This window comes from Rhodococcus sp. A14 (assembly GCF_011603105.1).
GTDB lineage: Bacteria > Actinomycetota > Actinomycetes > Mycobacteriales > Mycobacteriaceae > Rhodococcus_F > Rhodococcus_F opacus.
On sequence record NZ_JAAOQS010000070.1, the window covers coordinates 35,103 to 49,468 of the forward strand.

At 64.1% G+C, this 14,366-nt stretch carries 13 protein-coding genes and 1 pseudogene; 5 read left to right on the plus strand and 9 right to left on the minus strand.

Translation table 11 applies throughout. The features are described 5' to 3' along the window. Window positions 1-11: 11 nt before the first annotated feature. The 7 genes from G9373_RS29610 to G9373_RS29640 all read right to left on the minus strand — a co-directional run bounded on the left by G9373_RS29610 (window position 12) and on the right by G9373_RS29640 (window position 6,996). Window positions 12-995 (minus strand): alpha-ketoacid dehydrogenase subunit beta, encoded by a 984-nt coding sequence (locus G9373_RS29610; protein WP_167118235.1) that lies wholly within the window; start codon window positions 993-995, stop codon window positions 12-14. Continuing rightward, window positions 992-2,065 carry a pyruvate dehydrogenase (acetyl-transferring) E1 component subunit alpha gene (gene pdhA, locus G9373_RS29615; protein WP_167118271.1) on the minus strand — a complete coding sequence of 358 codons (1,074 nt, stop codon included), beginning with the start codon at window positions 2,063-2,065 and terminating at the stop codon, window positions 992-994. Before pdhA ends, G9373_RS29610 begins: the two co-directional genes overlap by 4 nt. Before the next feature lie 731 nt (window positions 2,066-2,796). Next, complete coding sequence (locus G9373_RS29620; protein WP_346842864.1) at window positions 2,797-3,468, minus strand: YoaK family protein; 672 nt, start codon at window positions 3,466-3,468, stop codon at window positions 2,797-2,799. 96 nt (window positions 3,469-3,564) lie between these two features. Continuing rightward, window positions 3,565-4,056: a flavin reductase family protein gene (locus tag G9373_RS29625; protein WP_346842865.1), complete on the minus strand. Its 492-nt coding sequence runs from the start codon at window positions 4,054-4,056 to the stop codon at window positions 3,565-3,567. Between the two features lie 38 nt (window positions 4,057-4,094). After that, complete coding sequence (locus tag G9373_RS29630; protein WP_167118247.1) at window positions 4,095-4,745, minus strand: TetR/AcrR family transcriptional regulator; 651 nt, start codon at window positions 4,743-4,745, stop codon at window positions 4,095-4,097. A 4-nt stretch (window positions 4,746-4,749) separates the two neighbouring features. Further along, a complete protein-coding gene (locus tag G9373_RS29635) occupies window positions 4,750-5,694 on the minus strand; it encodes an alpha/beta hydrolase (protein WP_167118250.1) in 945 nt (314 codons plus the stop codon). Between the two features lie 75 nt (window positions 5,695-5,769). Beyond that, on the minus strand, window positions 5,770-6,996 hold the full coding sequence (locus G9373_RS29640) for an acyl-CoA dehydrogenase family protein (RefSeq protein ID WP_167118252.1): 1,227 nt from the start codon (window positions 6,994-6,996) through the stop codon (window positions 5,770-5,772). Window positions 6,997-7,191: 195 nt separating this feature from the next. On the opposite strand from G9373_RS29640, the gene G9373_RS29645 reads away from it, so the two are divergent. After that, window positions 7,192-7,899 carry a 3,4-dihydroxy-2-butanone-4-phosphate synthase gene (locus G9373_RS29645; RefSeq protein ID WP_167118254.1) on the plus strand — a complete coding sequence of 236 codons (708 nt, stop codon included), beginning with the start codon at window positions 7,192-7,194 and terminating at the stop codon, window positions 7,897-7,899. Here G9373_RS29645 and G9373_RS29650 read toward each other — a convergent pair. Beyond that, entirely contained in the window at window positions 7,787-8,683 is an 897-nt protein-coding gene (locus G9373_RS29650; protein ID WP_167118256.1) for a dihydrodipicolinate synthase family protein, read from the minus strand. The genes G9373_RS29645 and G9373_RS29650 overlap by 113 nt on opposite strands. 111 nt (window positions 8,684-8,794) lie before the next feature. Between G9373_RS29650 and G9373_RS29655 the strand changes: the two genes are divergently transcribed. Next, complete coding sequence (locus G9373_RS29655; protein WP_095869964.1) at window positions 8,795-9,517, plus strand: GntR family transcriptional regulator; 723 nt, start codon at window positions 8,795-8,797, stop codon at window positions 9,515-9,517. Between the two features lie 21 nt (window positions 9,518-9,538). Here the strand turns inward: G9373_RS29655 and G9373_RS29660 are convergent, their stop codons facing one another. Next, complete coding sequence (locus G9373_RS29660) at window positions 9,539-11,326, minus strand: gamma-glutamyltransferase (RefSeq protein ID WP_095869965.1); 1,788 nt, start codon at window positions 11,324-11,326, stop codon at window positions 9,539-9,541. A gap of 405 nt (window positions 11,327-11,731) precedes the next feature. Here G9373_RS29660 and G9373_RS29665 point away from each other — a divergent pair, with 405 nt between their 5' ends. The 3 genes and pseudogenes from G9373_RS29665 to G9373_RS29675 form a co-directional block, all read left to right on the plus strand. Beyond that, entirely contained in the window at window positions 11,732-12,139 is a 408-nt protein-coding gene (locus tag G9373_RS29665; RefSeq protein WP_167118259.1) for a hypothetical protein, read from the plus strand. Window positions 12,140-12,285: 146 nt separating this feature from the next. Further along, window positions 12,286-13,713: an APC family permease gene (locus tag G9373_RS29670; RefSeq protein WP_167118262.1), complete on the plus strand. Its 1,428-nt coding sequence runs from the start codon at window positions 12,286-12,288 to the stop codon at window positions 13,711-13,713. Between the two features lie 205 nt (window positions 13,714-13,918). Continuing rightward, window positions 13,919-14,366: pseudogene (locus tag G9373_RS29675) on the plus strand (IS21 family transposase); the annotation flags it as partial.

Below are 14,366 nucleotides of genomic sequence, written 5' to 3' on the forward strand. Positions count from 1 at the left end.
GTTCTGGTGCGCTACGCGGCAATCGATCTGTCGACGGCGTCGAGGATCCGGTCCACATCGGGCAGGAAGAATTGCTCGAGTTTCGCGGGCGGATAGGGGAGGGTGAACCCGCCGACCCTCAGGACCGGGGACTCGAGGTGGTAGAAGCAGCGTTCGGTCACTCGCGCCGCGATCTCGGCTCCGATTCCGAGGAACACCGGGGCTTCGTGGGTGACGATCAGCCGTCCGGTCTTCCGTACCGAAGCCTCGATCGTGTCCATGTCGAGAGGCGAGAGCGAACGCAGGTCGATGACCTCCAGCGACGTTCCTTCCTCCGCCGCTACCGTCGCGGCCTGCACCGCTGTCGTTACCAGCGGGCCGTACGCCAGCAGCGTGGCATCGGTACCTTCCACCACAGTCCGAGCCTTGTGCAGCGGGAAGGCGTTCGTACTGGCGTCGAGGTCGACCGGGCCCTTTTCCCAGTACCGTCGCTTGGGTTCGAAGAACAGCACCGGATCATCCGAGGCGATCGCCTGTCGAATCATCAGATGCGCGTCGGCGGCGTTGCCGCAGGTGACCACGCGCAGACCGGCGGTCTGGGCGAAGTAGCCCTCCGGTGACTCAGAGTGATGTTCGATAGCTCCGATACCCCCGCCGTAGGGGACGCGGATGGTGATCGGGACCTTGACATTGCCGCCGGTCCGATAATGCAGCTTGGCGACCTGAGAGACGATCTGATCGAACGCCGGGTAGATGAAACCGTCGAACTGGATCTCACAGACGGGACGGAAGCCGCGCATCGCCAGACCGATTGCGGTGCCCAGGATTCCTGATTCAGCAAGCGGAGTGTCGAGGACCCGATGTGTGCCGAAGTCTTTCTCCAGACCCTCGGTGATCCGAAAGACGCCGCCGAGCTGTCCGATGTCCTCACCCATGAGCAGAACCTTCGGGTCGTCCTCCATGGCGCGCCGCAAACCGGCGTTGAGAGCCTTACCCAAGGGGAGTGTGGTGGTCATCGTGTTGGTCCTTCGAAGCTGGCGAGGTAGGTCTCGAACTGGCGGCGCTCGTCGTCGACGAGGGGATGAGGGTCGGCGTACACGTGGTCGAACAGGGACATGGCGGTGGGCTCGACGGTCTCGAGGCAACCACGGCGCAATTCGGCTGCGGTGGCGTCAGCTTGAGCCTGCACACGTGCGAGGTAGGTGTCATCGAGCACACCTTCTCGCTCGAGCAACTTCTTGATCCGATCCAGCGGATCTTTCAGTTTCCACTCCTCGTCGAGTGCCGAATTCCGGTAGCGGGTGGGGTCGTCGGAAGTGGTGTGCGGACCCATCCGGTAGGTAACCGCTTCGATCAACATTGGGCCGTTGCCCTCTCGCGCGCCCGCCAGGGCGGCCCGGGTAGCGGCCAGAACAGCGAGGACGTCGTTGCCGTCGACCCGGACGGACGGAATCCCGAAACCGCGACCCCGTTCGGCGATGGTCACCTTCGTCTGCAGCGACACCGGTTCGGAGATCGCCCACTGATTGTTCTGGCAGAAGAAGACGACCGCAGCCTGGAAGCTGGCCGCAAAACCGAATGCCTCGGAGATGTCGCCCTGGCTGGTAGCGCCGTCACCGAAGTACGTGATCGTCGCGGCCGCGGCACCCTCGAGCTGAGCGCCCATCGCGTACCCCGTGGCATGCAGGGCCTGGCACCCGACAATGATCGCCGGAGTGGTCATCCGGTACTGCAGCGGATCCCATCCCGAATGCGTTGACCCCCGCCAGAATCGCAGCATGTGCGTCGGATCCACCCCGCGGCAGTACGCGACCCCGTGTTCCCGATAGCTCGCGAAGACGAAGTCGTCCTCGGCCAGCGCCCGGGCCGACCCGACCTGCGCTGCTTCCTGGCCGAGAAGCGGTGCCCACAAGCCGAGTTCACCTTGGCGCTGCAGCGCCGTCGCCTCGGAATCGATGCGCCGCACCACCACGAGATCTTCGTACAGATCCAGCAGCCGCCGGGTGTCGATGTCTGCGACCAGCGGCGCGAGCTCCTGGTCGTCGACGCGTAGCCCGTCCTCGGTGACGAGTTGTACGGGTGCGATGGTGTGGTCGATCACGGGATACCTCCGACGCGCGGCGACTGCCGCATAGGCATGTTGTTGGGATAGCGAATCACTGGTTAGCAAGATGCACAAGGCGCAATCTTCATATTGAGCAATATGCCCAGACCGTATTGAAGGGGATGCGTCAAGATGCGCGCTATGCCATATTTCGACCACGCCGACATCCACCTTGCTCGGCGACCTGTGTGACAATCCGAGAGCTAGCGGCGTGGATCTTGCGCATCGATGGAAGTGTCTCGAAATACTGTGCAGTCCCGAATAAACCCGTGGGGGCAGGCCCGACATGCTCCGAGGTTTCGATCAACGAATCCCGCCGCGGAGCCTTGGGTATCCGTTGCTGGTCTTCGTGGACCATCCGAGTAGGCCGACAACAACTGAGTCGTCTGTCCGAAATGCGTAGTGGCATAATGAAGGTAGTGGAGATGATAACTGTTTCAGGGGAAGTAGATCTGGTCGCCCGGGTGGCGGCGACCAGCCGACGATTTGTATCGAACCGTCGCGCTAATCCTGGAGATCGACGGGGTGGAGCGCACGATCGCCGGCATCTCGATGCTCCAGTTGGTGCCGTACCGCGCCCGGCAACTGTTCACCGAAATGACAGGGCCTCAACGGTAGTGGCCCCGCCGATCAGGCTCGAGTGATTGATGGCGGGCCAATCGTGCATCCCCGTCGAGCAGACGTGGGGGAGACGCCCTCGGCCCCGGGCAGGGTCAGCGGCGGTCGGTGCGGACGTGTCCGATCACCGTGACCGCGACTGTGAGGGCAGCGGCGAGGGCCATTGCCACGCCGAGATGACTGTGCCGCAATATAATCGCACCGACTACCGCGCCAACCAGGATTGCGAAGATGGCACCGATCCGGCGATTCCACAGTGCCGACCCTCCACCCGACATCCAGGACTCGCTCGCGAGTGAGGTCAGTGTGGAAGTCACCACGACGGTCGTCATGTCTTTCACCCCCACCTTACGGGCGACTGCAGCCTGTGTCCCCATCGTGGCCGCGGTCGCGGCCGCGATGATCAGTTGCCCAGCGGTGTTGGCAGAAGTGTCGATCACGAAGATCGCAACCGTGCATCCCGTCAGCGCCGCAGACCCCACCGTCAGGCACATGCTCACCCGACTCGTCCAGCCGGAGGGCTGCGTGCGCAACACCAAGCCTGCGACGAATGCGGCCGCGGTGAAGGCGACGAGGGCGATCGCGGGGCCGAGCACCGGCAGTTCGTCGGCACCGGCCAAGCCCATCCCGAGGATGACGATGTTACCGGTCATGTTGCCGACGAAGACACGGTCCAGCCCGAGGTAGCCGACGGAGTCGACGACACCGGTGACGAACGTCAGGACGATCATGAGGGGCAGCGTCGTCGATTCCGGTGACGATCTCACGGGCGCAGTCGGTTTCGACGCGGATGTACTTACAGACATGGCGGACTTTCTGAAGGAAGAAGAGCTGGAGAGGGCGGCTGATCGAGACCTGGTCGGTCAGGACGCGGCGAGTTGTTTGAATGAGCTTGCGTGGAAGACGAGCGGATCTGTTATCGGGGCAAGAGCGAAATCGTGCACGGCGAACAAGGCGATGGCGTGGTCGCCGGCGTCGACCTCGGCGTGCAGTGAGCAGTCGAGAGTGGAGATTCCACCGGCGATGTGCAATGCCCCCTGCGTGGTGCGCGACCAGGGCACTTCCGCGAAGCGATCGCCCTCGCGCAGTGAGAGCTGTCGGCAAGTCGCGGCTTGGTGCCGAGCCAGGATGGTGATCCCGATTCGAGGCGCCGTGCGCAGGACCTGCCAGGTACGGGAGGTGTTCTGGACGGCAACAGAAACCAGCGGGGGATCGAACGACACGGAGGTGAATGAGCTCGCCGCCATGCCGATTGGTGTTCCTTGGACGTGAGCGCCGACCGCTGCGACACCGGTCGGAAAGGATCCATACAGCGCCCGCAGGCCCGCATGATCGAGTACGTGTTGGGTAGTCACTTGCATTCTCCTGATGGGGGAGCGCGGCGTGCGAGAGGTCAGCCGCAGCGCTCGATGAGATAAAGGCGCGCTACGCGCGCCAGTTCGGTGGCATAGGTGCCGGAATCGGGTCGACCGGCATAGGTGGGTTCGTCGGCCGCGACACTGCCGGCCGTTGTGACTCGCATCAGCAGGCTTTGCATGATGACCTCGTAGGCGATATCGACGGCCGCATCGAGGTCATCACCGGATACCTCGCCGCATCGTCGCACCGCTTCCAACAGCATCTGCTTCATCCGGGTGTGGAAGTCGAACCCACGCCGCCGCATGGCGCTGTCATCGGCGCTGTGGACGAAGATGAAGGCAAACAGCCGGCTGCGGGCGAAGTATTCGGTGGACAAGACCTCGGTGAAGGTGTCGAGAACCTTGGTGAGCTTGTTGGGTTCGGCAGCGAGACGCTCTTCGACCACGGCCTCCAAGTCGGTCATCACCTCTTCCTTGACCTGCCGGAGAAGTGCCTCGCGATTCGGAAAGCGCCGATAGACACCGCCAATCGACACCCCCGATTCGTCGGACACCGACGACATGGTGAATTCGGAGAATCCCTCACTGGTAAGCAGGGCAACCGCCGCCGCAAGGATTTGCTGTTCCGAGCGCACGCTGCGCTTCTGCTTAGGGGCGGTGCGTTCGGACGTAGGTATCGAGGTCATCCGTTCATTCTCCCGTCTCGGTGCCAGCCCACACTCGCTCGAGGAATCGAACGACATCCGAGACCAGCGGATCCTGTGCGAACACAGCGTCACCGTGGTCGGCCTCGGGCACCACCACCATCTCCGAATGTCCACCCGAGACGGCGACGGCCTCGTGGAGCCGCCGGCTCTGTCCGATCCCGACTCGCCGATCATCGTCACCGTGCATGATCAACAGCGGAGGAAGCCGCGCCCCTTGCCGGACGAGGCTCGGTACCGAGGATGCTGCGACATTGCATCGGTGGGCATCGCCGAGGAATCGGCGGATCACCTCGTCGAAATCGTCGATGCTGACGGCTGGGTCCATATGGGCATCGGCGCGCAGTTCAGCGAGGTCGGTGACTCCGTAGTGATCGACCACCGCCGAGAGTTGCGCCGACTCGTCGAGGTGCTCGCCGAGGGGGCGACCCCCCGGGCTCGGTCCGTCGAGCGCGGCCATCAACATCAGATAGGCACCTGCAGAACTACCCCATCCGGCGACTCTGCTGGCATCGAGGTTGAATCGGTCACCGTGCACGCGAACCCAGCGAATCGCGGCGCGGACATCTTCGATCGGCTCGGGAAACTGCACCTCCCCTGACAGCCGGTACTCGACGGACGCCACCGCGATGCCCTGCCCGGGAAGTGAGTGCCAGGGGCCCATTTCCTTGATACCGGCGAGGAAGCTGCCCGCATGCGCGTAGACCACGACGGGGGCCGCCTCGGTTCTCTTGGGCACGTGCAGGTCGAGGCGCAGCGGTCGCCAGCCGGCATCCGAGGCGAAGGGCAGGTCGAGGTAACTCACGGCCCCCGGCAGGACTTCACACGCGCGAGGTTCGACCAGCGCAGGCGGAGCGAACTGACGGTAATCCACATGGGTTACCAGATCCGTGATGTGCTGCGCAGTCGATGGTGCTGATTCTGCACTCATACTGTCCTCCTGTGTTGGTCCTCGTCGAGCAGGCTTCAGGCGATGCTCGAGCCGAGAGGGGTCCGGGCAGATCGGTTAGATGCGGATGTACTCGGGAATCGCCGGCAGTGCGCCGGCGAGATCGAACGCGCCGATGAATGCGTTCTTCGCATCGATCGAGTCATGACTGCCGAAGGTGCGTGCGTTGCGCCAGAATCGATCGAGGCGGTACGTGTTCGAAGTACTGCGTGCGCCGGTCAGGTCGTGAATGCGGGAGGAAACCTCGAGACCTGCCCGGGTGCTGGCGACCTTGGCGCGGAATCCGCGAATAGCCATCTCGGCGGGCTCGGCATCCCGGGCGGGGGACTCGAGCTGCTCGGCGACGGTGACCATCAGTGCACGCGAGGCAGCGAGCTCGCTCGACATCTCGCCGAGTTGCCGGTGCATCAGCGGATCATTGGTAGCCGTTCCGAACTTCGGCATGCTGGGGCGGTTGAGCTTCTGCAGGTAGGCGATCGCTGCGTCATATGCGCCCTCCCCGATGCCTTGCAGTAGTCCGGCGTGCAAAAGCATTGCAGCGCAGAAGAAGTAGGGATCGGCTGCGTGGGCCGGAAAGTGCCACCCATCGGGTACGAAGACCTCGCGGTAGTCAATGGTCTGACTGTACGTTCCGCGCTGGCCCATGTTGTCCCAGTCGTGGTGCAGTGTCAGTGCGGGATTGTCGAGCCGGATCAGCGCGTGGTGGCGGGTGCTCGATTCGAGCTGCTCGTCGTCGCCGAGGAGTGCGAAACTGACGCTGGTGATGTCCTGGCCGCCGCCGCCGCTGTTGGTGTTGAAGGTCTTCGTGCCGTCGACGACGATGCCGCCGGGAACCTTCCGCCCGACTACGCGTCCGTTTCCGCCCGTTTCCGCGTTCGAGGCCACGAATCGACGCCCGCGATGGAGTACCTCGTCGGCCAGCTGCTCGCGCGTCTCCGACGGCAACTCCGGTGCGTCGAAAATTTCGCGAGCGACCAACGCGCCGCTGAGCCAACACTGGCCCGTCGAGCCGTCGCCGGCAGAGATTTCCGCGAGGGTCTCGATGGTGTGTCGCCAGCCCCCGAATGACGGTCCGTCCCACAGTCCGCCGAGTGCGGCTGGGACGTTGAGGGCGTGCAGACCGGCCTCGCCGAGCAGGCGCATGTTGTCGGTGGGATCGGATCCTGCGGCGTCGATCGACGGTCCGGCCTCTGCGAGGATTGGACGCAATTCCTTCGCTCGCCGGACGACCTCGTCACGGCTGGTGGGCAGTGCACCGGCGACGGGGGGTGCGGTGGTGGGCATCGTGAACTCCTGTGGTTGGTGTCCTCTTCGTACGGTCGTTGCGGAAAACGCGGTGCCGTTTGGAGGTGTGACAGCTACCATAGTGGAATGAGTATTCGCATTCCAGTGTTCTGGCTGAAAAATATGCTTCCAAGTCTTCGCTCGGGCGGGAACGGACCCGTTCCGACAGCGGTAACCCACCGCATCGAAGCCGCGGTGCGAGCGCTCGCCGCGGGCGCCCCAATCGTTCTCGTCTGCACCGACCGAGCCGACGCGGTGGAAGCCGAACTCGTGTGCAGTGCCGCGTTGGTGTCGACCACCACAATGGATTTTCTCGTCCGGCACTCCTCGGGATTCGTGACCATCGCTCTGCCGTCGGCCGCATGTGATCGCTTGGGTCTTCCCCCGATGCACTACGCCACCACCGGTGTCGACTACGCGGTATCTGTGGATGCCATCGACGGCGTCGGCACCGGCATCTCCGCCCACGACCGGGCCGTGACATCGCGGGCGCTCGCGGACCCGACCTCGCAGCGAGAGTGGTTCACCCGTCCGGGTCACACCGTGCCGATTCGCACCGCGACCGGTGGCCTACTGGAACGACCACACCGCGCCGAGGCGGCACTGGAACTCACCCGTGCAGCCGATCAGACGCCTGCCGCGGTCATGGCCACACTCGTCAGCACTGTCGACGACCGGCGCATGGCCGATCGCGCCGAGGCCGTCGACTTCGCCGATCACCACCACTTGGCCTGGCTGACCGTGTCCGAGGTGTACCAGTGGCGGACCACGATAGCGGGACGCACCGCCCCTACGGCTGCTGGATACCCGCGCAGGGGAGAACGAACCCATGCCCTCGACTGTGCTCGTCGAACTCGACAAGATAGGGCAACGACGGCGGCCGGACCGTCGAGTGGGCGATGACGCCCTGGCGGCGCCAATGTTCCTTCCGGATAGCAATGCTGGTGCGCGCCTGAGTTTCGAAGTTGATCAAGCCCGCGGAACGCCCGATCACCTCCCTCGCGCCACCGACCTCGCCCGCAGCCAACAGGTCGACCGCGTCGACAAGGACTTCCGGCACCGTGATTCCTGCCGCGACGGTGTCGGCACCAGCCAGCACATCGTCGACCAGACCGAGGCCCCCGAAACCCGTCATCAGATGCGCCTCCGTGACCTCTCGCAACTGGCGGATCCGCCAGAAAGTTGGTGGGCACTCGCACTTGATTCCATACAGGAAATCCAGCCCGGTCACCGTCTCCTGCAGGTGATCGATCGCGATCGTGACCCCGGTGGCAGCGGGAAGATCCTGCAGCAGCACCGGCAGCTGTGTGATCGAATGCGTGGCGACCAGAGCGCGGCGCACCGCTACCGGGTCGGGCGACAGGACCGGAACCATCACCGCATGCAGGCGGCCACTGAATTGAGCGGCGAACACACCGAGCTCATTCGCGGCCTCGTCCGGGTTCCGATTCGTGGACGCAGCGACGACGGGTGCGGGCCCTGCGCTGTCCAGGATGACCGCCAATGCCCGTGACTTCTCCGCCAACGAGAGCGAGTCGGGTTCGGCGATGACCCCTAGCGCGATGAGGCCCGAGCAGCCTCGAGACAGCATCTCCCGGGTAAGCGCGCGCAGCGACGGCTCGCAGATCCGCTCTGCATTCGCACCGAATGGGGTGGCCACCATGGCCCACACAGGCATCCTCGACATGATTCGTAACCTTTCGTGACTCACTCAGGATGGACCGGGCATTCGGTCACCCGCGATCCCATTAGAGTGACAAGGGATCCAAAAACGGATTCAAGGGCGGAGGGATCAGGCATGGCAGAACCGGTCGTCGGCGTCCCCGACGAAGGCGCAGCGACTTCTCCTCTGGTTCAGCAGCTCGTCGAGACCATCCAGGACCGCATCAGTCGCGGCACCTACAGTTTCGGAACGTGGATCAGGCAGGAGCCACTCGCCCAGGAACTGGGGGTCAGCCGGATGCCCATCCGTGAGGCCCTTGCACAACTACAGGCACTCGGGGTGGTGGAGATCGTCCCGAACCGCGGTGCACGACCGAAGCTGCCGTCAATGCGTGAGCTCCTCGAAGTGTTCGAGGTGCGGGCGGTACTCGAGGGGCACGCCGCCCACGAGGCCGCCCGGCAGATCACCTACACGCAACTACGGGAGCTGTTCGATGCGGTCGAATCTTTCCGAGGGGTGGTGGAGCAGGCGCTGACGGGCGAAGCCGACCCGGAGGAACTGCGGGCCGGCTGGGTTCACGCCAACAATGCCTTCCACGACACCGTCCTCGCAGCCTCCGGTAACGATCAATTGCGCGCGACCGTCGATTCGCTCCATCACCGTATTCCCCGCAATCTGACGTGGACAGCACTGGACGCGGATCCACGGCTTCTGGAAGAGAACGCGGCCGCGCATGCGGCGATCGCTGATGCGATCGACCGACGCGACGGCAACCTCGCCCGGGACCTGATGATCGAGCACTCACGCCGGGCTCGGGAGCTGATCATCAAACGGTCGCATCAGTCGTTCGCGCCCTGACGTACGTTCCGCGCCGCCGTGTTAGCGACCCGCGGCATAACCCTGGGCACCCCGGGCGTTGGCTGCGGCCCCCAGCACACCCGTGGCAGGGTTCCTGGTGACCGTGCTGAGCCTGCCGAGGCTCCAACCTCCGGCTACGGTGATCCGGTGCCCGCGCTCTCGGAGCCCGGTGATGACGTCCACGCCGAGGCGGTCCTCGACGACCGCGCCACCGGGGGTCCATCGGCGTGGCCAGAACGAGCTCGGCATCGAGGTCGTGTGGAATGTGGGGGCGTCGATTGCCTGTTGCGGCGTGTACCCGCCGACCAGTGTGCGCAGCAAGTAGGACAGCTGCCACTGATCTTGCTGATCGCCGCCCGGGGTGCCGAGGGCGGCGACGACCTCCGTCCCACGGAGAAGCATCGTCGGGGTCAAGGTGGTCCGCGGCCGGTGACCCGGCCGCAGCGCGGACGGACTCGCTGGGTCGAGCCAGGTCATCTGGAGCCGGGTACCCAACGCAAATCCGAGTTCAGGGATCGTCGGTGAGGACTGGAGCCACCCACCGGAGGGTGTGGCGGACACCGCATTCCCCCAACGATCGATGATATCGAGGTGGCACGTGTCACCGCGGGTTTCACCGGTCACCGACACGGTGGGCTCCCCGGAGGACCCCCCGCGCGGAGCGTCGGTATCTTCGACGAGTGGCGGAAAGAACGGGTCGAGGCCGCACGCCCCGGGACGGAACTCCTGGGATGCTCTCTCGCCAATCTCCTTCCGGCGCACCGATGCGTACTCGGGAGAGAGTAGAAGTTCCAGCTGTTCGGACGACAGATTCTCCCCGTAGTACGCGTCACGGTCGGCCATCGCGAGTTTGAGCGACTCCAGTACGTGGTGTGCACCGACCGCGGTGGAAGGATCGATCTGCTCGTCGGGAAAGCCGTCGAGAATGGCGAGTGCCTGCAGCAGCACCGGACCCTGACCCCACGACGAGCCCTTCAGGACGGTGTGTCCTCGGAACTCGAAGGCGACCGGAGCTTCGTAGTGGGCACTGAACGACGCCATATCCCCAGCCGTAACGACCCCGGCATGATCCGATTCGGACGAATGCCGGTGCGGATGGCGGGCAAACGATTCGATTCCCTCGGCGACGAATCCGCTCTTCCAGATTGTGCGAGCAGCCTCGATACGCGTATCCCGAGTCGGTGCGTGCCGACTATCCGAAACGAGCCGGTCGAGTGTGTTCGCGAACGCCGGATTGCGGAACATCACGTCGGCGACCGGTGGCACGCCCTGGGGCATCCACAACGCCGCCGAGGTGGGCCAATACTCGGCGAACATCTCTGCCACCGTCCCGATCACAGCACCGACGCGCTCGGAAAGGGGATGTCCGTTGCCGGCATAGTCGATCGCATACGCGAGCACATCCGCGAGCTCCCACGTGCCGTAGTCGCGCAGGAGCAGCAGCCATGCGTCCACAGCGCCAGGTACCGCGGCAGCCAGCGCCCCTGCAGCCGGAACCATGTCCAGTCCCTCGGCGCGGAAATGGTCGATCGTGGCGCCGGCCGGCGCGGGGCCCTGCCCGACCAGAACGGATGGTTCCCCCGAGGCCGGGGCCACGATGGCCACCAGGTCTCCACCCGGCCCGTTCAGGTGCGGCTCGACGACGTATAGCACGAAGGCGGCCGCCGTCGAGGCATCGAAGGCGTTACCCCCACGTTCGAGGACCGACTGCGCGGTCTGGGTTGCCAGCCAGTGCGTGGAGGCACACATACCGAAGGTGCCCCGCAGATCGGGACGAGTGCGGAAGTCGGACGGAGATACGAAACTCATTGAGTCTCCCTCATAGGGTGCATGTTGGCCACGGCGAAGACCGAACACCACAAATAGGATCCAGTTCTAACAGTGTGGGATGCATCCTAAAGCTACAGGGAGCGCGTTGACCAAAGCAACGGGCACTTGCGGGGCAAATGTCGGTGCGCTCGGCTGGTCGGCCGCGCAAACGGCAGCGATACTTAGCCGAAACATTGATTTGACGTGCGTTTACCTGAGTAAACCCACCATTGACTAGTCGCGATGTCGGTGGCATGCTTTCGGCACACGAGATCCAAAAACGTCGTTTTGAATCCAATCGTCCGACTTCAGGCGATACTCGACCTGACTGTTGGCCCATGATCGTTGAGCGCCGCATCTACAGAGGGCATCGGCACAACACCAACAAGATTCACAGGAGAACGCATGTCCGAGAACCCCAATCCGATCCCGCCGACTCCCGGCGACACCCTCATCTTCGAGAACGACCGGGTTCGAGTGTGGACCATGACCCTTCCACCCGGCGGGATGTTCGACTTTCACCAGCACCACCACGATCACGTCGTGATCTGGCCGGAGGCCGGCAAGGTTCAGGGGCAGGAACTCGGGGACGACGAGTGGGGGATCGTGCAGAACGCGGAGCCCGGCTTCGTGCTGTACAAGACCGTCGGTACTTCCAAACCCCTCAATCCCCACCGGATTCGAAATCTTCAGGACGAGACGGTCACCCACTACGTGATCGAGCTGCTCGAACCCTCCCCAAGTCGGGAGGAGTTGCCGTGGACATACAACGACCACGGTGAGTTCATCTTCCCGGGCCGCACCGAACACTGAGTCGAACACCAAGATTGGGTCTCGACTGATCCCCGACTTCGGCCGCTAGGCGCAATCCTCCTCGCGCATTCCCCACACTCGGGCCCTCCCGGTCTGCGCGTCCCTCTCGGCGCGGACGCGCCCCCTTCCTATCGTAGGAGACAACCATGACCGCCCAACAAGAACTCGCAGCGGGAGAGTCTGTATCCGCTCATCTCAAACGGAACACCATCGGTATCCCCGGGATGGTCTTCATGGTTGTGGCCGCCGCCGCACCGCTGACCGCAATGGCCTCGAACCTCTCGCTCGGCCTGGCCTTCGGTGTCGGCAGCGGAATGGTCGGGCTCCTCCTGCTCGTCGGAGCCCTCCTGGCGATCTTCACCGCCGGATACGTCGTGCTGAGCCGACGAGTCTTCAACGCGGGCGCCTACTACGCCTTCATCGGATTCGGACTCGGGAAGGCCACCGGCGCCGGAGCCGCCTTCGTCGCAACCATTGCCTACAATCTCGCAGCCGGCGGGATGATCGCGGCAACAGGGTATTTCACTGACATTGCTGTCAGTACCTATGCCGGTATTCACCTACCCTGGTATCTCTACGGCGCGGTCGCCCTGGTCGTTACCGCCATCCTCGGTTACATCGGCGTCGGCATCGCGAAGACCGTGACCACGGTCATCTCGATCGCGCAGTTCGCCATCATCATCTGGTTGGGCATCGCCATCCTGATCCAGCGCTCAGGCGGCTTCAGCATAGACGTCTTCAGCCCGAACCAGATGTTCCACGGCAACATCGCCCTGTCGCTGGTGTTCTGCATCCTGTCGTTCTCCGGCTTCGAGGCGACCGCGATCTACGGTGAAGAAGCCAAAGCGGCGCGACGAAGTATCCAGGTGGCGACCTACAGCGCGCTGGTTCTCCTGGTCCTGGTTTTCATGGGATCGACATGGTCGATCGTCGCGGCATTCGACGATGTCCAGGCCGTTGCCGCCGAAGATCCGGGCAGCCTCATCTTCCGAACCGCCGACATCTACCTCGGTAGCTGGGCAGGCGGGGCTCTGAGCATCATCGTCGCATTCAGCTTCCTCGCCTCTGGAGTCGCATTCCACAACATGGCGGCCCGATACATGTTCGCGCTGGGACGGTCGCGGCTACTCCCGTCCCGCTTCGCCACCATTCATCGGCGATACGGCACCCCCTACATCAGCGGCTTCTTCCAAATCGCGATCTCCATCGCCGTTCTGGCACCGTTCGTCATCGCCCAGTCCGATCCGATCATCAATCTCTTCCCCGCGGTTTCCGGTATCACGTCGCTCTCGTTGACCGCGTTGATGATCGGATGCTGTATCAGCGTCGTCACGGCGTCGTTCAAGGGCTTGGTGAACGAGGGAACCTGGTCCGCCCGCCTCGCCCCGACCTTGGCCGGGATCGGGCTGACGAGTATCTGCGCGATCATCATCACCCATTACCAGGAAGTGACTGGAAGCGACTCGCTCGTCGTCGCGTTGATGCCTCTACTTCCGGTGTTCGGTGCAATCTACGGAGCTGTGATCTATCGACGCGGTCAGGGTCGAGACTTGGAACAGCACCTGACGGAGTGATCGAGCACAAAAGCCGGGAAGGGTGGTCGTCGGCCCACCCATCCCGGTGGCTCTGGCAGTCTGAAGTGGCCCCGGTCGGGCGGCTTGAGTTGGACCCAGTCGACCCTTATCCGGTGAGGGTGTGACGGCTCGAAGTGGCCCCACCGCGACACGCCCGGGGTGGCTGTTTTCGTCGGTGTGAATCCCGGTGACGGGTGTGGGCGCGATGATCGAGACCGACCACACCGCCGGCCGTGAGGGGTTCGGGTTGGAGTCTCGGGTGCAGCTTTTCGAGGACATCCGCCGCGATGCGCGGTGTGAGGGCTTGTCGATCCGCGCGCTGGCGGACCGCCATGGTGTGCATCGTCGGACGGTGCGCGCGGCCTTGGAGTCTCCGATTCCGCCTCCCCGCAAGAGGCCGGTGCGGATCGCGGCGAAGCTCGAACGGTTCAAGACGTTGATCGATGACATGCTGGTCACGGACCTGACCGCGCCGCGGAAGCAGAGGCACACGACCAAACGGATCTGGACAAGGCTGGTCGACGAGCACGGCTGCGAGGCCTCGTACTCGTCGGTGCGGGACTACGTCGCCCGCCGACGCCCGGAGATCGTCGCCGAGTCCGGGAGGGGAACCGAGACGGCCTTCGTGCTGCAAGACCATCTTCCCGGTGCGG